This is a genomic window from Cerasicoccus sp. TK19100 (genome assembly GCF_027257155.1).
In the GTDB taxonomy this organism is placed as follows: Bacteria; Verrucomicrobiota; Verrucomicrobiia; order Opitutales; family Cerasicoccaceae; genus Cerasicoccus; species Cerasicoccus fimbriatus.
In genome coordinates, this window is record NZ_JAPWDU010000004.1 from 468,155 (window position 1) to 486,384 (window position 18,230).

22 protein-coding genes are annotated in these 18,230 nt (G+C 58.0%); 14 read left to right on the forward strand and 8 right to left on the reverse strand.

Annotated elements, in window-relative coordinates:
• Nucleotides 1–52: 52 nt before the first annotated feature.
• The gene (locus O3S85_RS12135) at nucleotides 53–1,204 is read left to right on the forward strand and encodes a DUF2264 domain-containing protein (protein ID WP_269540647.1); all 1,152 of its coding nucleotides are present in this window, start codon (nucleotides 53–55) and stop codon (nucleotides 1,202–1,204) included.
• A gap of 68 nt (nucleotides 1,205–1,272) precedes the next feature.
• Here O3S85_RS12135 and folE2 read toward each other — a convergent pair whose 3' ends face one another.
• The gene (gene folE2, locus O3S85_RS12140; RefSeq protein ID WP_269540648.1) at nucleotides 1,273–2,253 is read right to left on the reverse strand and encodes a GTP cyclohydrolase FolE2; all 981 of its coding nucleotides are present in this window, start codon (nucleotides 2,251–2,253) and stop codon (nucleotides 1,273–1,275) included.
• Nucleotides 2,254–2,345: 92 nt separating this feature from the next.
• Nucleotides 2,346–2,948 (reverse strand): OmpA family protein, encoded by a 603-nt coding sequence (locus tag O3S85_RS12145; protein ID WP_269540649.1) that lies wholly within the window; start codon nucleotides 2,946–2,948, stop codon nucleotides 2,346–2,348.
• 45 nt (nucleotides 2,949–2,993) lie between these two features.
• Here O3S85_RS12145 and O3S85_RS12150 point away from each other — a divergent pair, with 45 nt between their 5' ends.
• Nucleotides 2,994–3,839, forward strand: a complete 846-nt coding sequence (locus tag O3S85_RS12150) for a sirohydrochlorin chelatase (RefSeq protein ID WP_269540650.1) — start codon at nucleotides 2,994–2,996, stop codon at nucleotides 3,837–3,839.
• Nucleotides 3,840–4,097: 258 nt separating this feature from the next.
• Here the strand turns inward: O3S85_RS12150 and O3S85_RS12155 are convergent, their stop codons facing one another.
• A complete protein-coding gene (locus O3S85_RS12155; protein WP_269540651.1) occupies nucleotides 4,098–4,766 on the reverse strand; it encodes a response regulator in 669 nt (222 codons plus the stop codon).
• Nucleotides 4,767–5,158: 392 nt separating this feature from the next.
• Here O3S85_RS12155 and O3S85_RS12160 point away from each other — a divergent pair, with 392 nt between their 5' ends.
• The 6 genes from O3S85_RS12160 (at nucleotide 5,159) to O3S85_RS12185 (ending at nucleotide 8,581) form a co-directional block, all read left to right on the forward strand.
• Nucleotides 5,159–5,623, forward strand: a complete 465-nt coding sequence (locus O3S85_RS12160; protein ID WP_269540652.1) for a J domain-containing protein — start codon at nucleotides 5,159–5,161, stop codon at nucleotides 5,621–5,623.
• 108 nt (nucleotides 5,624–5,731) lie between these two features.
• Nucleotides 5,732–6,337, forward strand: a complete 606-nt coding sequence (gene thrH, locus O3S85_RS12165) for a bifunctional phosphoserine phosphatase/homoserine phosphotransferase ThrH (protein WP_269540653.1) — start codon at nucleotides 5,732–5,734, stop codon at nucleotides 6,335–6,337.
• A 61-nt stretch (nucleotides 6,338–6,398) separates the two neighbouring features.
• Nucleotides 6,399–6,596 (forward strand): hypothetical protein, encoded by a 198-nt coding sequence (locus tag O3S85_RS12170; RefSeq protein ID WP_269540654.1) that lies wholly within the window; start codon nucleotides 6,399–6,401, stop codon nucleotides 6,594–6,596.
• A 3-nt stretch (nucleotides 6,597–6,599) separates the two neighbouring features.
• Nucleotides 6,600–6,854, forward strand: a complete 255-nt coding sequence (locus O3S85_RS12175; protein WP_269540655.1) for a hypothetical protein — start codon at nucleotides 6,600–6,602, stop codon at nucleotides 6,852–6,854.
• A gap of 41 nt (nucleotides 6,855–6,895) precedes the next feature.
• Nucleotides 6,896–8,098, forward strand: a complete 1,203-nt coding sequence (locus O3S85_RS12180; protein ID WP_269540656.1) for an AIR synthase-related protein — start codon at nucleotides 6,896–6,898, stop codon at nucleotides 8,096–8,098.
• Between the two features lie 48 nt (nucleotides 8,099–8,146).
• Nucleotides 8,147–8,581 (forward strand): DUF4174 domain-containing protein, encoded by a 435-nt coding sequence (locus tag O3S85_RS12185; protein WP_269540657.1) that lies wholly within the window; start codon nucleotides 8,147–8,149, stop codon nucleotides 8,579–8,581.
• Nucleotides 8,582–8,586: 5 nt separating this feature from the next.
• Here the strand turns inward: O3S85_RS12185 and O3S85_RS12190 are convergent, their stop codons facing one another.
• Nucleotides 8,587–9,888 carry a serine hydrolase gene (locus tag O3S85_RS12190; RefSeq protein ID WP_269540658.1) on the reverse strand — a complete coding sequence of 434 codons (1,302 nt, stop codon included), beginning with the start codon at nucleotides 9,886–9,888 and terminating at the stop codon, nucleotides 8,587–8,589.
• Nucleotides 9,889–9,981: 93 nt separating this feature from the next.
• On the opposite strand from O3S85_RS12190, the gene pyrC reads away from it, so the two are divergent.
• The 3 genes from pyrC (at nucleotide 9,982) to O3S85_RS12205 (ending at nucleotide 13,259) form a co-directional block, all read left to right on the forward strand.
• Nucleotides 9,982–10,971 (forward strand): dihydroorotase, encoded by a 990-nt coding sequence (gene pyrC, locus O3S85_RS12195; RefSeq protein ID WP_269540659.1) that lies wholly within the window; start codon nucleotides 9,982–9,984, stop codon nucleotides 10,969–10,971.
• Between the two features lie 34 nt (nucleotides 10,972–11,005).
• On the forward strand, nucleotides 11,006–11,539 hold the full coding sequence (locus tag O3S85_RS12200) for a hypothetical protein (RefSeq protein ID WP_269540660.1): 534 nt from the start codon (nucleotides 11,006–11,008) through the stop codon (nucleotides 11,537–11,539).
• Between the two features lie 85 nt (nucleotides 11,540–11,624).
• Nucleotides 11,625–13,259 (forward strand): Na/Pi cotransporter family protein, encoded by a 1,635-nt coding sequence (locus O3S85_RS12205; RefSeq protein ID WP_269540661.1) that lies wholly within the window; start codon nucleotides 11,625–11,627, stop codon nucleotides 13,257–13,259.
• Here O3S85_RS12205 and pspF read toward each other — a convergent pair.
• Nucleotides 13,245–14,264 (reverse strand): phage shock protein operon transcriptional activator, encoded by a 1,020-nt coding sequence (pspF, locus tag O3S85_RS12210; RefSeq protein ID WP_269540662.1) that lies wholly within the window; start codon nucleotides 14,262–14,264, stop codon nucleotides 13,245–13,247. The two genes, O3S85_RS12205 and pspF, sit on opposite strands and share 15 nt — an antisense overlap.
• Nucleotides 14,265–14,475: 211 nt before the next feature.
• Between pspF and pspA the strand changes: the two genes are divergently transcribed.
• From pspA to pspC, 3 genes are read left to right on the forward strand one after another with little or no spacing between them, the layout of a single operon-like run.
• Entirely contained in the window at nucleotides 14,476–15,141 is a 666-nt protein-coding gene (gene pspA, locus O3S85_RS12215; protein ID WP_269540663.1) for a phage shock protein PspA, read from the forward strand.
• 40 nt (nucleotides 15,142–15,181) lie between these two features.
• On the forward strand, nucleotides 15,182–15,421 hold the full coding sequence (locus O3S85_RS12220; RefSeq protein WP_269540664.1) for a hypothetical protein: 240 nt from the start codon (nucleotides 15,182–15,184) through the stop codon (nucleotides 15,419–15,421).
• Nucleotides 15,418–15,801 carry an envelope stress response membrane protein PspC gene (gene pspC / locus O3S85_RS12225; protein WP_269540665.1) on the forward strand — a complete coding sequence of 128 codons (384 nt, stop codon included), beginning with the start codon at nucleotides 15,418–15,420 and terminating at the stop codon, nucleotides 15,799–15,801. Before O3S85_RS12220 ends, pspC begins: the two co-directional genes overlap by 4 nt.
• Before the next feature lie 150 nt (nucleotides 15,802–15,951).
• Here pspC and O3S85_RS12230 read toward each other — a convergent pair whose 3' ends face one another.
• From O3S85_RS12230 to O3S85_RS12240, 3 genes are all read right to left on the reverse strand, one after another.
• Nucleotides 15,952–16,590: an HD domain-containing protein gene (locus tag O3S85_RS12230; protein ID WP_269540666.1), complete on the reverse strand. Its 639-nt coding sequence runs from the start codon at nucleotides 16,588–16,590 to the stop codon at nucleotides 15,952–15,954.
• Nucleotides 16,574–17,560, reverse strand: coding sequence for an adenosine kinase (locus O3S85_RS12235; RefSeq protein ID WP_269540667.1), 987 nt, complete (start codon nucleotides 17,558–17,560; stop codon nucleotides 16,574–16,576). The genes O3S85_RS12230 and O3S85_RS12235 overlap by 17 nt, the downstream gene beginning before the upstream one ends.
• A 69-nt stretch (nucleotides 17,561–17,629) precedes the next feature.
• The gene (locus O3S85_RS12240; protein WP_269540668.1) at nucleotides 17,630–18,208 is read right to left on the reverse strand and encodes an NUDIX hydrolase; all 579 of its coding nucleotides are present in this window, start codon (nucleotides 18,206–18,208) and stop codon (nucleotides 17,630–17,632) included.
• Between the last annotated feature and the right edge of the window lie 22 nt (nucleotides 18,209–18,230).

An 18,230-nucleotide genomic window follows, 5' to 3' on the forward strand; every position in this document is an offset into this window, starting at 1 on the left:
CTTAGATGGGAAATCAAACCCCAGGCATCCCTAAGCCAGCACATTTTCAAACATGACTACGCCCCTCTCCCCGCGCCAAATTTGGGTCGACCAACTGACGCAAATTGCCAAGCCACTTTTGGAAAATCTCGCCGCCGGCAGACTTCGCGAGCGCATGCCGATTGAGGAACACCTGGATGGCATTCGCGCCGAGTATGCTCACCTGGAAGCCTTTGGCCGCGCACTGGCAGGCATCGCCCCATGGCTGGAGAATACCCATTGCCCGCCGGAAGAAGCTGTGCTGCGCGACTATTTCATAGCGCAAACGCTGACCGCAATGGAGCATGCGACGGACCCCAAATCGCCCGACGCGATGAACTTCACGGGCGGCCACCAACCTCTCGTCGACGCCGCCTTCCTCGCCCAAGGGTTGCTCCGCAGTTGGAACAGCGTATGGCAAAAGCTCAGCTCTAAAATCCAGGCCCGCGTGGTCAACTGCCTGCAAAGCACACGCGTCATCCAACCCGCACCCTGCAACTGGCTGCTGTTTTCCGCCATCATCGAAGCCTTTCTCTATAAAGCGGGTGCCCAATGGGACGCCATGCGGATCGACTACGCCATCCGCCAACACATGCAGTGGTACAAGGGCGACGGCGTTTATGGCGACGGCGCGGACTTCCACTGGGATTATTACAACAGCTTCGTCATCCATCCGATGCTCTACGACATCGTGAATACAGGTGGCGAGGTCTCCCAGCGTTGGAAACAATTCCGCGAGCCGATCGAGGCGCGGCTGGTCCGCTACGCCGTCGTGCAGGAGCGCTTCATCGCGCCTGACGGCACGTACCCGCCCATCGGCCGCTCGCTTGCCTACCGCATCGGCGCGTTCCAGGCGCTTTCGCAAGCCGCGCTGATTGGCAAACTGCCTGCCGAGCTGAGCCCCGCCAGTGTCCGCTGCGCGTTGACTGCGGTGCTCCAGCGTCAATTCGGCGCGGCCAACACCTTCGACGAACAAGGCTGGCTGCGCATCGGCTTCTGCGGCGCACAACCATCCCTCGGCGAGAAATACATTTGCACTGGCAGCCTTTACCTCTGTCTCTGCGGTTTCCTGCACCTCGGCCTCCGCGCCGACGCCCCATTCTGGATCGGCGAAGACGAACCTTGGACTAGTAAGCGCGCTTGGTCCGGCGAAGACCTCCCTTGCGACCACGCGATGCATGGCTAGAGCACCGCTCTCACCTTGCCTCTTCACATTTGCCCAATGGGCAAATCACTGGATGCAGCGGCACGCTGCTAGCAGACGAGGTCTTTGAAATCGCTGAAGTCGGCGTCGAAACCGCCTTCGCGGCCTTTGTTGATTACGGCAACGGCGTCGTGCGAATGCAGGGACTCCAAATGCGCGCAGGCGATTTGGAAATCGCGGATGCGGCGATCGGCGTCGAACTGCTCGTAGAGCAAGCGCGCGGCGTCTTCGACAAATTTGACGTAGGCACCGTTGAGCTCGGCAAAAGCCTGCTCATCCTCGCGCTTCACCATGACCTGCGTCTCCGTCTTGAGCGCGGCGAGGCAGAGCTGCTGCACTTCTTCGAGGCTGATCAGCTCACCTTGGCGGACCTCCAGCGACACACGGGCCTTGGAGCGCTGCGAGTGCGGGATGCCGTAAATGTTGCGCGCGTCGCGGGCATGCTCGGAAAGCTCGGAAGAGCACGGGCATGCCGACGAGTAAACGAAGTCAAAGTGGATGACCTTGCGGAAGCGGTTCAGGTCGTCGAGGAAACCCTCGAACGCCACTTCGTAATATTGCCAACCTTCGAGATTACTGCGCAGGCTCGGCTTGAGAATCGGGTAACTAAAGCTCAACTTGAGGCGGGCGCGGCTGCTGCCGATCTCCTGCTTATAGCGCAGGAGAATCTCTTCGAGCAGCTCCAGATCAAACACGCGGTCCTTGAAATCGTAGAACACGCGCATGATGCGGCTCATGTTGATGCCCTTCGAATCCGCAGCCAACGAGACCGTGCCGGTGACAGAGGTCTCCAGCGTAATCTGACGCTGGTCGCCGGTCAGAAACGCCAGCGGCAGCCGGAAGTTGTTAATGCCCACCTGCATGATCGGCACATTCGCGCCTTGAATGTTGGCGCTGTCGGCATTCTGCATGTCCGGCAGAGACTCACGATACTCGGGAGTCACCTTGAAAGTGTGGTCATAGTGGACCTGCGGCTTCGCGGGCTTGGACGCGGCCGATTGCGGGTCGATGCTGGAAAATGAATCACTCATTTTAAATAAAACGAACCAGCCATATTAGCACAAAACGCCGGTTCCGCAACCTTGCATTTGCATGGTCGGTCGAGCCGACCCAATTCGGGAAACTACTGGACCGCAATCAGGTCCACACGGCGATCCTGCTTGGAGGCTTCGCTGCCCTTGGTAGCACTTTGGTCAGCCTGGAGTTCGCCCATAGCGAGGATTTCCACGCGGCTGCCGTCAATACCCATTTGCTCAAGGTAAGTCTTCACGCTGTTAGCGCGGCGGTCGCTGAGGCCGTTATTGTATTCCGAGGTGCCGATAGCGTCGGTGTGGCCTTCGGCAATCAGGCGCGCGCCGGGATTGCTGCGCAGGTAGTCGGCAGCTGCGTCCGCCTTGGAGCGCTCTGCCGGTGGGATGCTGTATTGGTCGAAACCAAAGTAAATAGACTCGATCACGTTTTGCGGACCGCCATTCATGCCGTCACCAAAACCGCTGTTCAGGCTGTCGCGGTCTTCGAGGCCGTCGTCCCAAGCGTTGCCTTGGGTAAAGCCCTGGCCACCGCCGGCTACGTCGCCATAATACTCGCCGTTGATGACATCACTGCCGCCCGGTCGAGTAGGACTCCCCATAATGGTGTCGCTAGGCTTTGGGTCGGTATCCGAGCAACCGGAGAAAAGAAGAACTGCAAATAAAGATACAAAGGCGAAGTTGAAAACGCGAGACATGCCGCCATAGTTTTGCAGGCCGCCTATCAGGCGCAAGTCATTAATATGGTCAACGTAAAAAAACCCGCGCCGGAACCGGCCCTGCTCCTCGTCGATAACGGATCGCTGCGCGCCGACGCCACCCTCGCCCTTCGCCGGACGGCTGGGAACCTCACCGAACGCCTCGGCCGACTGGTCTCGCCGGTGTCGGTGCTGCACTCCAGCAAAGTCCCCCCGGAGCAACTCGACAGCATTCCCGCCGAGACCTTTTTGCCCGCCCTGCGACGCCGACTCAACGCCGGGCAACGTCACTTCCGCGTCCTGCCCTATTTCATCGGCCCCAGCCGCGCACTCACCGAATACCTGCCCGAACGCATCGAAAAGCTGCGCCAGGAAAACCCCGACTGGGCTGATTTCGAGGTAGAATTCGCCCCGCCGCTTTTCGCCCCCTCCGAGAACGATGACCGCATCGCCCGCGCCCTGGCTGAGCGCGTGGACCGCGAAATTGCGCGACGCCAGCTCAAGCAGCCCGGCGTAATCCTCGTCGACCACGGCAGCCCGGAGCCCAAAGTCACCGAAGCGCGCAATGCAATCGGCGATCAGTTGCGCAAACAGCTTGGCCAGCGCTGCCGGTCGCTCACCGTGGCCTCAATGGAGCGTCGCGACGGACCGGAGTATGATTTTAACGAACCCCTGCTGGAGCGCGCGCTGCGCGAAGTGGACATCTCCAGCCCGGTGGTCGTGGCCTTGCTGTTCCTCGGGCCCGGTCGACACGCCGGAGAAGGCGGCGACATCGCGCAGATCTGCACCGGGGCGGAACACGGCTTGCCCGGCCTCAGGTGTTTCCGCACCGATACCCTCGGCGGCCATCCGCTGATCGAGGAAATCCTGGCGGAGCGTTCGCGGCAGTAGAGCGGAAGGATGCAGGTGTCTAGCGGAACGCGGATGCTAAGCGGATCGCGAATTTCCACATTCGCTTACTATCCATCTGTTTTTATAAATCGTAGATAGTATGCGAATGTGGAAATTCGCGATCCACTAAGTATCCGCCAGACATCCGCAAAAAAACGCGCTCCAGTGGGGAACGCGCTTTTCAAAAAGATCATTTGCCCACTGGGCAAATCTATCGATCCAAGCTTCAACAAGCTCAGCTCTGGCCGGGAGGTTGGCTTAGGCGGTTTGTTGGGGGGTGCGGACCATGCCTTCGACGAGGCCGTGCTGGATTGCGAAACGCGTCAAGCTGGCGACGTCGTGCAGATCGAGCTTCTTCATCAGGTTGGTGCGGTGGTTTTCCGCTGTCTTCACGCTGATGCTGAGCTTTTGCGCAACTTCCTTGGTGCTGTAGCTTTCGGCAATGAGCTGGAGGATTTCGCGCTCGCGGGCCGTGAGCACCTCGACGCCCTTTTTGGCGTTGGCGCTCGGGTTGAGCACGGCTTCACGCAGCATTTGCGCGACTTCCGGGCCAAAGTAGCTGCCGCCGTTGGCGACGATATCAATGCCCTTGCGCAACTCGGAAAGCGGCGCGGACTTTTCCACGAAACCGTGGGCACCGGCCTGCAAGAGTTCACGAACCAAAGACGGATTCTGGTAACCGGAGAACACCAGCACACGCGAATTGCGCAGTTGCTTGGCAATGCGGCGGAGGACCTCCGCGCCATTGAGCCCCGGCAACATAATGTCCAGAACGATAAAATCAGGCTTCTGCTCCAGGCAGATATTAAGTGCTTCCTGCCCCTCGCCGGATTCGGCGATGACTTCAAAGCCGGGCGTCGAGCGGATGATGTCCGCAATCATTTCGCGAACGGCGGTCTGGTCTTCAATGATGGCTACTGTTTTCATGCCGGTCCGTAGTGATTAGTTGTTAATGTATTGGTTATTAAATTTCTGATGGCCGTAACGGGTGTTGCGGAGATAGTTTAATATAACTTATATTGCTAAACAATGGAAAGGTAAAACATCCAAATTTCCAACCTAAACAGCCCTAAACGCTTGTTTTTGACTTATTTTTCGTAAAAGAACCGCCACAATTTAGAAAAGTTACCTATTTTCGGCTCAATATTTTGATACAAGCGAGCTGGGGGAGATTCGAGTCATCACTACAGAACGATGCGCCTAATTGCCTGAAGCAAGATGGCCACAGGCGTCACTGAGAGATTGCCCCGGGCAGCGTAAAGGCGGATAAAATCATCTGGAGTTGCCAGCCCCGGAAGCAACGCTAGAGTTACGCGCCGATGATTCCACAACGTGATCAACCGTGGTTTGAATTTCAGCTCGTGCAGCCCGATGGCACCGAGTTCACTGAGTCGCTGCCAGCGGAGACCACCCGCGAGGCCATGGAGAAAATGCGCCGCATTTACCCCAACGCACGCCTCACGCTGAAGCGTCATTATAAAAAAGACCACTTGTTCGAACAAAGCGGGCCGACTTACGCCAAACAGGAATCCAAGCCTCCGCCACGCCCCGAGGCCAACCCACCGGCCCTGAAAAAGAACTCCGCCAAAGACTTCCGTGCGGTATTCAACGTCTCGGAAGACGCCGACTTTTCCGCCGTTAAAAAAGCCTACCTCGACGCCCTGAAGCGCTACCACCCGGACCGCGTCGCCGATCTCGGCGAAGAGCTGGTCGAGCTGGCAGAGAAAAAGACCCGCGAATACAACGAGGCATTCAAGGCGGCCAAGGCTCATTTTAAAAAGTAGCTTGCCCAGAACGGCTTGCAGCATTGAGCGTCATTGCAGGCTGAAAGTTTCTGGATGCAACGGCACGTTGCCCTTGACCCCGCGCGCGCCCGCGTGAAGATGCACGCCATGAAGTTAGTTTGCCTGGACTTGGAAGGGGTGCTAATCCCGGAAATTTGGAAAGCCGTTGCCGAGCGCACGAAAGTGGACGCCCTGCTGCGCACGACCCGCGACGAGCCCGACTATGACGTGCTCATGAACTACCGCCTGGACATCCTGGCCAAGCACGACATCCGCCTGCCGCTGATCCAGGAAGTCATTGGCGAGCTCACCCCGCTGCCCGGTGCCAAGGAGTTTACCGAATGGCTCGTCAGCCAGTCGCGGCTCATCATCCTGTCCGACACCTTTGCGCAGTTCGCGCAGCCGCTCATGGCCCAACTTGGCTTCCCGACTCTCTTTTGCCACGAGTTAATCGTCGACCCGGAAGGCCGCATCACCGGCTATCAGCTCCGCCAGGACAACCAAAAGGAAAAGGCCGTCCGCGCCCTGCAGAGCCTGAACTTCGAGATCGCCGCCGCCGGTGACTCCTACAACGACCTGACCATGCTCCGCTCGGCAAACCGCGCGTTCCTCTTCCGCCCCAGCGACCAATTCGCCCAGGAAAATAGCGACCTCCCCGTCTGCACCGAGCACGACCAGCTCAAGGCGCACCTGGAGAAGTTTTTGGCGGAGTAAAGGCGTACCTCAACCCTAAGGAAAAGTTCGACAACTTCAGTTAAGCGACTAGGCTTTTAGCATGAGCATCACGCAATTAATTGACGAGGTAGATCGCCTTGAGCCAACTGACCGCAAGCGTCTAATGGCCCATTTGGTCCTGCGTCGATTACGCGAAAACGAAGCTTACAGAGCCGAAATCACCCGGCGAATTGACGATAAGACACCCGGTGCCTGGGTATCATTGGAGGAGTTTGAAGCTCGCTTAAAAGATAATTAGTCCGTGAATTACGACGTTTTCATCAGCGAACGTTGCACGGATTTCCTTCTCGCCAAGGTTAAACAGGACGGCACCAGACTTCTCTACGAAGTGCGCAAACTGGGAAAAGATCCTTTTCGCGAACCGGATTTTTCCGAGGGTGACAGCGATGGAGATGTCTGCGGACTGATTATCGATGAATATGTTTTGCTCTACCGTGTCGACCACGCCTTAAAACGAGTTCTCGTTGTCGACATTACTTACGCCGATCAAATATAGGTTGCCATAAGGACACACTACCCAACTCTTATTTAGGAACCATGCCCAAGACGACTAAAGACCAAGGCCGTTACGCCGCGCGCGGCGTTTCCAGCAGCAAAAAAGAAGTTCACGCCACCGTGGACAACCTCGACCGCGGGCTCTTTCCGGGCGCGTTCTGCAAGATCACTGAGGACTATCTGACCGGCAACAAGAAGAAGTGCAACGTCATCCACAGCGATGGCAGCGGCACCAAGTCCAACGTCGCCTACCTGCACTATCAGGAGACCGGCGACGCGTCCGTTTTCCGCGGCATCGCCCAGGACAGCATCGTCATGAACGTGGACGACCTGCTCTGCGTCGGCGTGACTGACGGCGTGCTGCTCTCCAGCACCGTCAACCGCAATGCCCGCCGCTTCCCCGGCGCCGCGCTCGCGGAGCTCATTCAGGGCACAGAAGACTTTCTCGGCACGCTGCGCGAGTTCGGTTTCGGCATCCAAAGCGGCGGCGGTGAAACCGCGGACGTCGGCGACCTCGTCGGCACGGTGACCGTTGACTCCTGCGCAACCGCCGTCATGAACCGCGACAAGGTTATCACGGGCGACAAGATCAAGCCCGGTCTGGCGATCATTGGCATCAGCTCCGCTGGCCAGTGCAACTACGAGTCCGCGCCCAACAGCGGCATCGGCAGCAACGGCCTAACCAGCGCCCGCCACGACCTGCTCTGCCCCTACTACCGCGAAAAGTATCCCGAAACCTACGACGCCACGACCGACAAAGAGCTCGTCTACTGCGGTCCTTACAAGCTCGAGGACGAGCTACCCGGCGCGGACGGCATGACCGTCGGCGAGGCCCTGCTCTCCCCGACCCGCACCTACGCACCCGTTGTAGCCAAGCTGCTCAAGGAATTTCCCGACGACATCCGCGGCCTCGTCCACTGCTCCGGCGGCGGTCAGACCAAGTGCCTGCGCTTCGGTAAAAAGGTCCACTTCGTGAAGGACAACCTCATGCCGCTGCCGCCGATTTTCACGGCGATCCAAAAGGCCAGCAAGTCCACTTGGAAGGAAATGTATCAGGTATACAACATGGGCCACCGCCTCGAAGTCTTCGTCCCGAAGAGCAAGGTAAAGAAGGTCCTCGCTGCGATCGAAAGCTTCGGCCTGGACGCCCAGCAAATCGGCCACACCGAGAAGTCCGAAAAGCCCGGCGGCCAGAACCACCTGACCTTGATGCACGGCAAGAAGGCCCTGAAATACGCCCTTTAGATTCAGCCATCCATTTGCGATAAGCGCCTGTTGCCTTATATTGTAGGCATGAAATTAAGCGCTATCGTTACCGGCTTTGCCGCATTCAGCGCGCCATTATTGGCGCAGGAATCCGCCAAATCGCTTGAGGATTTTCGCTGGGAGCATCGTATACTGCTGGCCAAAATTGAAAACGAAAAGCAATTGGCGGCATTCAATCTCGAGCTGGATCAATACGCACCGGAACTGCTGGATCGAAAGCTGGTTGTCCTCTACACTGAAGGCGACCATTTGTGGTATCGCTTCTTAGACACGCCACCGGTTGAGTCGGGCAAACTGATCGAGCAAATTGGGTCGAAATTGAAAGACCAAGACCTTGTCCTGATTGGTTTGGATGGTGGTGCCAAAGCACAATTCGACTGGAGCAACTTTGAGCTGCAGAATGTCTTCGCCCAAATTGATCGAATGCCGATGCGACGGGCCGAACTGCGCGAGCGGCAGTAAAATATCTACTGCACGCGCTTTCCGTTAATCTTCTTCAGGCCGATCATCATGGTCAGTGAATCGACGCGGCCACGATTCTCATTGAAGCTGATGCGGACATCTCCCGTGGCGTAGGCAAAGTCATTTGGGCCGACCGGATAGACGCGATAGCTCGGCTGCCCGGGGATCTGCGCGTAGAGCTTGCCGCCGTCATTGGTAATGATGATATCTGCATCCGGCCCCACCCGATAAACGCCCACATAATTGCGCAGCTGCTTCACCGGCCGAATGCCACTCGGCGGCGGCTTGGGCAGCGGATATTGCTCGGGATCCAAGATGTAAAAGCCGACATCATCCAGCCCCTGTCCGCTGTTCGAGAGCACCACACAGCCGGTGCGGGTGCTGGGATTAAAGCCAACGTAGGCCGAGTAGCCTGCCGTCTTGCCATTTTGCCAATAGATCGGGGCCAGCCCTTTTTGCGTCAAATGCCAGCCGTAGCAGACGCTGGTGTTGGGCATGGAGGTTTTCATGTAAACATTCTGCGTGGTCTTAATCGCGCGGATGTCGTCGGTATCGAGTTTGATCATCTGCATGTTTGCCGCGACGAAGCGCAACAAGTCGCGCGCCGATGAGCAGATTGCACCGCCACCGGCCAAGCCATCCCAATGCCAGTTCGGGACGACCTGTCGGCCATTGTGCCCAGGGATCATTTTCTCCGGATCGGGCGAGGCCGTGGTGTCCTTCAGCGCAAGTGGACGCGACACATAGGTGTCGATGACTTCGCCGTAGGTCTTATTGGTCCGCAGCGTCAGCACATGGCCGAGCAGTCCGTAGCCAAACATGGAAAATTGATACTCCTGCCCCGGCGGAATCGTCAGCCCGATCACGGTGATTCCCATGTAGACATGGTGGTGCGAGAAGTCCGCAAACGGGTCCAGCGGATTGGCGGGCTGGAGGTTTGGCGGATTGTGCGGAAGACCGCTGGTGTGCGTGGCCAGGTGCATAAGCAGCAATGGCAAGTGGCCGAAGTGCGGCGTGTTCACATAGTCGGGGATAAAGGCGTTCACCGGCTGTGACCAAGTGAGCTGGCGGTCCACGACGAGCGCCGACGTAGCCGTGGCGGTAAAGACGTTCGACACCGACCCGATCTCAAATTGGTCGTCCGGCTTCGGTGGCCGCGGGTCGTCTTTGGAAATCTGCCCGGCCGTCAGGTAATTCTGTCCGGAAAGGTCGATCACGCCAACAATGATGGACTGGTTCAAATCGCGGTCCACCAACGCGTCAATGTATTCCTGCACACGGCTGGCATCGTATTTCTCAGCGCTCAAAGGCGCGCAGAAAAACGCCACCAACAGCGAAAAAATCAACAACGGGGAAATAGTCTTTTCTGAAAGCACGGAACGGGTGTAGCGTAGCCCGCGATGGAAATCAAACTCAAGTCGCCGCTCGATATGCACCTGCACCTCCGCGAAGGAGAGATGCTTAAGACCGTTGCCCCGCTGACCTCGCAGCACTTTTCGGGTGCCATCATCATGCCCAATCTGGTGCCGCCCGTCGACAACCTGGACCGCCTCCTCGCCTACCGCGACGAGATCCTGGCCGCGACCGCGGGCGACGACTTCGAGCCGTTCATGACGCTCTTTTTCCGCTCCTACACACGCGCAGAGCTCGAAGCCGCCATGCCGTATATCACCGCGATCAAGCTCTACCCGGCCGGCATTACTACCAACTCCGAGGGCGGCGTGAAGGAGCTCGCCGAGGCTGAATCCACCATGGCGCTGATGGAAGAGCTTGGCATTCCGCTGCTCGTCCACGGTGAGACCAATGGCTTCGTGATGGACCGCGAGCGCGAATTTTTAACAGTTTACGAACAGATCGCGACGAAGTTTCCGAAGTTGAAAATCGTCATGGAGCACATCACCACCGCCCACGCCGTGGCCCTGCTCGACAAGTTTGACAACCTCCACGCGACCGTCACCGCGCACCACCTGATCATCACGCTCGACGACGTGGCTGGCGGCATGCTCAATCCGCACCTGTTCTGTAAGCCCATAGCGAAACGGCCCGACGACCGCGACGCGCTGCTCAACGCCGCCCTCTCCGCCCACCCGAAGCTCAGCCTCGGCACCGACAGCGCCCCCCACCCCCAGCACAAGAAGGAATGCTGCGGCTGCGCGGCCGGCGTCTTCACCGCGCCAATCACCCTCCCGCTCATGGCGGATCTCTTTGCCAAGCACAACGCGCTGGACAAGCTCCAGGCCTTTGTCTCCGACAACGCGCACCGCATCTACGGCGTCACCCCGCCGGAAAAGATCATCACCCTGCGCGACGAAGCCATGTCCATTCCCGAGAAATACGGCGACGTCGTCCCCATGTGGGCCGGACAGGAGCTGGGCTGGAGCGTGGTTTAGCGACAAGCCCGAACACAAGGTGATATCAATTGGCGTGCAATACTTGATCATCACTCTATGCCTAGCCTTTATTTTGAGCGGTTGCCGAGGCCCGAGCAAACCGACTTCAGAGGAGATCAAACAAGCTTTCGTAATCGACGATTTGATAAGTCTAAAGGTTGAAGAAATACCTTCGCACAGATTGACCAATAAGTATTCACTCTTCCACGGACAAGTTGCAAAGGAAGACATCATTTGGGCTGCTAACTGGTCTGCGGAAAAGGAACTTCAGAACGATATCGGCATCATTGTATTTAAACGGGACCGTTTGATGCAGTCTTCCCTATTCTCGGATAGCCATACTACAACCACAGCTGATTCTGGCTCATTAACCGTCAAGACACGCCTTTTAGGCTTTGGCGCAGGAGGCGCTGTCAGCGGCTCAGCCTTCCAAAGCAGCAATGGCCGTTGGGACGTCCTGATTCTATTGTCTGAAGATTACGAAAACCCTAATCGCCCCAAAGGAGCTGGATGGAACATCTCGCAAAAAGGCATCGAAGTCGCACCTAAGCTGGATGAGTTACTGTAGGTATCGTGTTTTCCATGGCAGCCAGCCATACAGTTTCCTCTAGCCAACCTGCGCGCAGACTCATAAGCTATTCATCCACAACCCCATGCCACCTGAAAGCGCCAGCTTGCCCGTCGCGGAAATAATCATCGGCCTGCTCAGCGGGCTGGGCTTTTTCCTCTTCGGCCTCGACCAGATGACACAGGCCCTCAAGGCCGTGGCCGGGGATAAGCTGCGCAACATGCTGGCCAAGTTGACCGTCAACCGCTGGGCCGGCGCGGCAACGGGTGCGGGTGTCACTGCGGCGGTTAACAGTTCGTCGATCACGACCGTGCTGCTGGTGGGCTTTATTTCGGCGGGCGTGATGTCGCTGGAGCAGGCAATACCGGTCATCATGGGCGCCAATATCGGGTCGACGGTCACGGCGCAAATCATCGCCTTCAACGTCACCCAATGGGGCGTGGCAACGGCGGCAGCTGGCTTTTTCCTGGTGTTTCTGTTTCGGAAGAAAACGCTAGGCGTCATCGGCGGCTTAATCCTCGGCCTAGGCCTGATCTTCTTCGGCATGGACCAGATGAGCAAAAGTGCCGCGCCCATGCGTGATTACCCGCCATTTATCGAGCTGATGGAGAGCATGCAGGCACCGCTGCTGGGCATCCTCGCCGGGGCGCTGTTTACCGCACTGGTGCAGAGCTCGGCCGCGACCACCGGCATCGTAATCGTCCTCGCCGGACAAGGCGTCATCTCGCTGGAGGCCGGTATCGCGCTGTGCTTTGGTGCCAATATCGGCACCTGTGTCACCGCGCTCCTAGCCGCCATTGGCAAGCCCCGCGAAGCCGTGCAGGCCGCCGTGGTGCACCTCATGTTTAACTTCGCCGGGGTGATCGTTTTCGGGTGGTTCATCCCGCAGCTAGCCGCACTCGTGCAAATGATTTCCCCCGACGACACCGCTCGGGAAATCGCCAATGCCCACACCATTTTCAACATCGCCAACACATTGCTCTTCATTGGGTTCGTGGGGCCGTTCGCAGCAATCGTCCGCAAAATCGTCCCCATCCGCGAAGCCGACCAGGCGGACATCGCCACGCCGCGCCACATCAATCCGGTCTACCTGGCAACCCCCAACGAGGCACTGGAACAGGCCCGGCTCGAAGTGGTCGACCTGGCGCAGTACGCCATCGATCAGGTTCAGGCCTCAGGCAAAGCCTTTCTCCAAAACGACGCGGCCGATCTGGAATCCATCGAAAAACGCAGTGAGCAAATCAACCAACTTCATCGCGGCCTCGTAACCTATTTTTCCAGCCTCGCCTCGTGCGATCTCCAGCCGGCCCAATCGAGCCGCCTGCACCAGATCGCCTCCATTGCCAACTATTGGGAGAACATTGCCGAGCTCGGTGGCGGCTCGTTGCGCAGCCTGGCCAAGCAGCGGCGGGACTCGCATACCGTCGTCAGCCAAGCCCGCGGCGAGGCCCTCGGGAGCATGCAGGCGCAAACGCTTGAGCTGCTCCATGGCATTCGCGAATCACTGATCAACGGCAACTTGGCGCTCTCCCAGTCCGCCATTGATGCGCAACCGGAGGTCCGCAAAAAGCTGAAAACCGCCCGCGAGCAATTGCAGCAATCACTCCGCGACCGCGAAAAGGAACGGCTTGGCATCTACTTGCTGGAGAACGACTTCGTGGAAATTCAAAAGCAGCTTTATTCGCTGACCAAACGCATTGCGCGCCTACAGCTCGATTAGCGCTTCGTGCTTTTTCATCAGCCGTCGAAGCTGATGATACCCAACGCCCAGCAGCTCCGCTGCCCTGCCTTGGTGGCCTTGGGTGCGCCGCAGCGCCTCGGCGATCTGGCGCGCCTCCAGCGAGGCGACCTGCTCCGTGAGGGGTAAATCGAAGCTAGGTGCGGCTTCGCCCGCAGTTTCGACCGCCGCAGGCTTGGCCACCGCGGTTCCCTCGGCGCTCCCCAGGCGGCTACTCCAGGGCGAGTCGAATGGGTCAAAGTCGACTTTCGCGATCTCGTCTTCGTCGGAATCGAGCCGATACACCGCGCGCTCCACGACGTTTTTTAACTCGCGGATGTTGCCCGGCCAGTCGTGGTTTTCCAACGCGCGACGGGCGGCAGCCGTGAAGTCCGGCACGTAGCGGTCCAGCTCCGAAGCCATGCGAGCCGCAAAGTGATTGGCGAGCAGGCTGACATCCCCACGCCTCACCCGCAGGGGCGGCAGAGCCAGCACCTCAAACGTCAGGCGATCCAATAAGTCAGGCAAAAACTTCCCGGCTTTGGCCAGTGCTGGCAGGTCAGCGTTGGTCGCCGCGACGAGCCGCACATCCACCTCGACCGGTTCGCTGCCGCCCACGCGTTCGAACACCCCGTATTCCACCACGCGCAGGATTTTGCGCTGCACTTCCAGCGGTGCCTGGCCCAGCTCATCGAGGAAAAACGTGCCGCCATCCGCCGCCTCAAAGCGGCCTTCCCGTCGACGCGCGGCCCCCGTAAACGCCCCTTGCTCGTGGCCAAAAAGCTCGCTCTCCAGCACGCCCGGGCTCAGCGCCGCACAGTTTAGCGAGATCAGTGGACCGTCCCAGCGCTTGGATAAATAATGCAAGCGCCGGGCCGCCAATTCCTTACCCGTGCCGCGCTCACCCACCAGTAGAACCGGGCGCTCCACCGGTGCCGCGCGGCTCAGGCGTGACTGAAAATCCAGAAACGCATCCGACTCCCCCAATGGCTCATCCTGCCCATACATTTTCGATAATTCTTTAGCGTTTTTCGCTATTTATCAAGCAAATTCGCTAAGACGAACAAACAGAAAATCGCCCATCAAATTACCATTATTCACTTATAAAACAACGACTTACAAAATTAAAAACCGCGTTGGCACACTTCGTTCTATAGTAATGGCACAAAACGACAACTTACACACATCAACACTTCACAACTTCAACACACTAAACACCATGGGCATATTCTCCCGATTCCGCGATATCGTTAGCTCGAACCTCAACGCCATGCTCGACAAGGCTGAGGATCCCGAAAAGCTGCTCAAGCAGGTCATCCGCGAGATGGAAGACACGCTGGTTGAGCTCAAGGCCTCCTGCGCCGGATGCATGGCCGAACGCACCAAAGTCGACCGCGCTCGCGCCGAGGCCGAGGTAAAGGTCGCCGACTGGGCCACCAAGGCCGAGCTCGCCCTCTCCAAGGGCCGCGAAGACCTCGCCCGCGAGGCCCTTCTCGAAAAGCGCGCTTATGCTGAACGCGTTGAAAAGCTTACCGCCGAAGCCGAGTCTCACGCCGACGTGGTTGGCCAATACCAAGCCGACATCGCCGAGCTCGAAGCCAAGCTGGAGCAAGCCCGCGACAAGCAACGCGTCCTCGTGCAGCGCCACGAACACGCCACCAACAAGAAGCGTGCGCAGACCGATATCCGCAAATTTAACGTCAAGAATACGGCGGCCAAGTTCGAGCAATTCGAGACCCGCATCGACCGTCTGGAAGCCGAGGCCGACCTCGTCAACCCGAAGACCAAGCCTTCGCTCGAAGATGAGTTCACCCGCCTGGCGCAAGACGACGAGATCGAAGCCGAACTGGCCGGCCTGAAGGAAAAAATCGGCGGCAAGAAGTAATCGCCTCGCAAGCTGACACCACGAACCGTATTATAACATCATGTCCACAGCCCTCTTGATATTCGTCATCGTTGGCATCCCGGTACTATGCGGTGCCGCGATCGCCATCACGGCGATCATCAAGGGCAGCAGTGCGCTGAGTTCCAAGAATCTCTCTGCCGAAGAAACGAAAATCCTTCAGGAAATTCACCAGGGTCTGGAGCGAATGGAAAAGCGCATCGACGCCCTTGAAACGATCGTCATCGACAAAGAAAAGCAACCCGAACGCACCCAACTATGAGACAATCACCGCCTTCCCTCCCCCTCTATCGCTCACGCCACGGCTGGCTGCTGGGCGTCTGCCAGGGGCTCGCCGATTGGCGCAACATGCCGGTGACCTGGGTCCGCCTAGCCATGATCATCGCGATCGCCCTCACGGGCTTCTGGCTCGGCATCGCCGTTTACGTGATCCTTGGCCTCATCATGAAGCCTGCTCCCATGGCACCGATTGAATCCGATGAAGAGCTGGAATTTTACTCCACCATATCCAGCTCCCGCCAACAGGCACTGCGACGCCTCCAACGCACTTTTGAGGAACTGGACCGCCGCACCCGCCGCCTGGAGCACTCCGTGACCAGTTCGGAATTTGAGTGGGAACAGCGCTTGAACTCCGGAAAATAATATACTGCAATACAGCCAAATCAGGTGATATGCATTATCCTGCCCAACGCTTAACGTTATAGCAGCGATCCATTTTCCGGGGCATAATGCCCTTTTTAGCCAGAAAGCAGTCCGGGGACTTCACACCTCGGACTGCGTTTTTTTAAAGATCTAAAGCGCGTTCTCATCAAGCAACCGATCAAGCTCTAGCTGCATATTTTCGCGGGCCTGCATATCGTAAGCCTCCCTAAAACATGCCGCATTATAGATGCGGTCACGCTCCAGGAATCCCTTCAGCACGCGACAGCGACCAGCACGATAGTCATCTGGAGCAACCCAAGAATACTCCCGACGCACATTCGAGGCATAAGCAGCGTAAACATCGGGCGAGGCACCCAAAATCGCCAAATCGATATCAACGATCATTTCCGGATCTCCAGCCGGTGGCTGTTTCCGATGCTCCGTAATCAAAATTAGTTGAGCAACCTCTTCTCCCAAGACCTCATCCAAATGGAAAAAATCGTGAGCAACAGCCGCGCTCCGGGCTTCGTTATCGTGGCACCTGGAATCATAAACGCAGTCGTGAAACCAGATTGCGAACTCCACAGCGGTAGGATTCGCAACCAAGCCTGAGTGCTCATCGAGCAACCTCAGGCAATGATCGAGATGATCGAAATTATGATAATGCCGACTGGCAGCACCATAACCTTCGACCAAGCGGTTCCAACCCGCCTCTGCGGCGGCTAAGGTGACGCGGTTGGCGCGACAATGCCCCAACCAACGCTGCTCCAATCTAGGCAAGTTGCCCACGGATGACTTCCCAGCGGTCGGCCGGAATCGCGCCGCCCATTACCTGGACCACCTCTGCGCCAAGGATCGAACCGTAGCGGCCGCAGGTCGGCAAGTCCTTGCCCGAGAGCCAGCCGTAAAGGAAGCCCGCCGCCCAAAGGTCGCCAGCACCAGTCGTGTCGATGGCGTTGTTGACGATTAACGGCTCGATGCGATGCAGTTGGTCGCCCTGTTGAATCAATGAGCCCGCCTTGCCGAGCTTGACGGCGGCGATGTCACACAGGCTAGCCAAATGCGCGGCCATCCCCATATAGTCGTCGCCCATATCCGTGAAGGCACCCGCCTCGTCTTCGTTGGCGAAAACGATGTCTACCGAGTCGCGCAAAATGTCGGCCAAAATGTCCTTAGCCGCGCCCACGACTTCAAACGAAGCCAGGTCCAGGCTCACGGTGCAGCCAGCGAGCTTGGCGCATTCGAGCACACGGAAAAGCAAGTCGCGGTTGAAAAGTAGATAGCCCTCAATGTGAGCATGGTCCACACCGGCAAAATCCTCCGGGGTAACATCGTCCGGCGAGAGCGTCATCGCGGCACCGAGGTCGGTGCGCATCGTGCGCTGAGAGTCGTGCGTGACCATCGAGAGACAGTGGCCATTGGGCACGTCTGCGCTCTTAAAACGGGCGATGTCACCACCGATCGCCTTAAAGCTGTCGCGGTAGAAGGCGGCGTTGTCGTCGTTGCCGAGCTTTCCGAGGAAAGTCGTGGGCAGGCCGAGATTCGCGACGCCGACGGCGGTGTTACCCGCCGAGCCACCGGGTGCCTGCACGAGCGGCGTATCCATCTTGCCAATGATGCCGGCGATGGTCGCGGCATCAACCAGCTCCATGCCGCCTTTGGCTCCAGCGACATGGGCCACCAGAAAGTCATCATTTACGTTCGCGAGTGTGTCGACCACCGGGGAGCCGACACCGATTAGCTTGTAGGGATTTGCCATAAAGAAAGGTTCATACGGAGCGAGGCACCAATGCAAAGATATTCCGAATTTTGTATGCCGACAGTGCGATTATTGGCTGATCGTTGTCGGCTCGCCAGCGAGATATCGATCCAGCCAGAAGAGTGCATTGAGCGCCATGGAATGCGTGATCTCCTGCCGCGCCATCATCTCGCGGGTTTCCGCCAGCGTGAAGACCTTGACCTGCATCTCCTCATTGGGGTCGAGGTCCTGCTCGTGCTTCAGCTCACAGTTTTCAATCAGCACGAAATGCGCGCGATTGTTCTGCAGCGCGGGGTTCGGGTGACACCAGCCGAGGTATTTTGGGGCACCGCCCACGTAGCCAGTCTCTTCGGTCATCTCACGGGGGCCGGCAACCATTGGGTCGTTTTCGTGCGGATCAATCACGCCGCCCGGCATTTCCCAGGACGGCTGCCGCGTGCCAAAGCGGAACTGCCGCACCATGACGATTTTCCCATCCGTCGTCAGCGGGAGCACCAGCACCCAATCGGGGCATTTCATGGTATAGAAATCATCCTCGCGCCCGTCGCCCGGATGGCGAAAGCGCTCTTTCACGACCTCATAGACCTTGCAGTCAGCGTGATGAGTAGTCTTAACGAGATCCCAGTCTTTGGGCGGCAGGTGGCTCATGCGCGAATGGGTAACGCAGCTT

What these genes read in the sequence shown, in the direction of transcription:
- O3S85_RS12135 (WP_269540647.1), top strand. Translation starts at nt 53, where the DNA reads ATGACTACGCCCCTCTCCCCGCGCCAAATTTGGGTCGACCAACTGACG.
- O3S85_RS12170 (WP_269540654.1), top strand. Translation starts at nt 6,399, where the DNA reads ATGAGCATCACGCAATTAATTGACGAGGTAGATCGCCTTGAGCCAACT.
- O3S85_RS12180 (WP_269540656.1), top strand. Translation starts at nt 6,896, where the DNA reads ATGCCCAAGACGACTAAAGACCAAGGCCGTTACGCCGCGCGCGGCGTT.
- O3S85_RS12205 (WP_269540661.1), top strand. Translation starts at nt 11,625, where the DNA reads ATGCCACCTGAAAGCGCCAGCTTGCCCGTCGCGGAAATAATCATCGGC.
- O3S85_RS12240 (WP_269540668.1), bottom strand. Translation starts at nt 18,208, where the DNA reads ATGAGCCACCTGCCGCCCAAAGACTGGGATCTCGTTAAGACTACTCAT.
- pspC (WP_269540665.1), top strand. Translation starts at nt 15,418, where the DNA reads ATGAGACAATCACCGCCTTCCCTCCCCCTCTATCGCTCACGCCACGGC.
- pspF (WP_269540662.1), bottom strand. Translation starts at nt 14,264, where the DNA reads ATGTATGGGCAGGATGAGCCATTGGGGGAGTCGGATGCGTTTCTGGAT.
- O3S85_RS12220 (WP_269540664.1), top strand. Translation starts at nt 15,182, where the DNA reads ATGTCCACAGCCCTCTTGATATTCGTCATCGTTGGCATCCCGGTACTA.
- pyrC (WP_269540659.1), top strand. Translation starts at nt 9,982, where the DNA reads ATGGAAATCAAACTCAAGTCGCCGCTCGATATGCACCTGCACCTCCGC.
- pspA (WP_269540663.1), top strand. Translation starts at nt 14,476, where the DNA reads ATGGGCATATTCTCCCGATTCCGCGATATCGTTAGCTCGAACCTCAAC.
- O3S85_RS12160 (WP_269540652.1), top strand. Translation starts at nt 5,159, where the DNA reads ATGATTCCACAACGTGATCAACCGTGGTTTGAATTTCAGCTCGTGCAG.
- O3S85_RS12145 (WP_269540649.1), bottom strand. Translation starts at nt 2,948, where the DNA reads ATGTCTCGCGTTTTCAACTTCGCCTTTGTATCTTTATTTGCAGTTCTT.
- thrH (WP_269540653.1), top strand. Translation starts at nt 5,732, where the DNA reads ATGAAGTTAGTTTGCCTGGACTTGGAAGGGGTGCTAATCCCGGAAATT.
- O3S85_RS12155 (WP_269540651.1), bottom strand. Translation starts at nt 4,766, where the DNA reads ATGAAAACAGTAGCCATCATTGAAGACCAGACCGCCGTTCGCGAAATG.
- folE2 (WP_269540648.1), bottom strand. Translation starts at nt 2,253, where the DNA reads ATGAGTGATTCATTTTCCAGCATCGACCCGCAATCGGCCGCGTCCAAG.
- O3S85_RS12235 (WP_269540667.1), bottom strand. Translation starts at nt 17,560, where the DNA reads ATGGCAAATCCCTACAAGCTAATCGGTGTCGGCTCCCCGGTGGTCGAC.
- O3S85_RS12150 (WP_269540650.1), top strand. Translation starts at nt 2,994, where the DNA reads ATGGTCAACGTAAAAAAACCCGCGCCGGAACCGGCCCTGCTCCTCGTC.
- O3S85_RS12185 (WP_269540657.1), top strand. Translation starts at nt 8,147, where the DNA reads ATGAAATTAAGCGCTATCGTTACCGGCTTTGCCGCATTCAGCGCGCCA.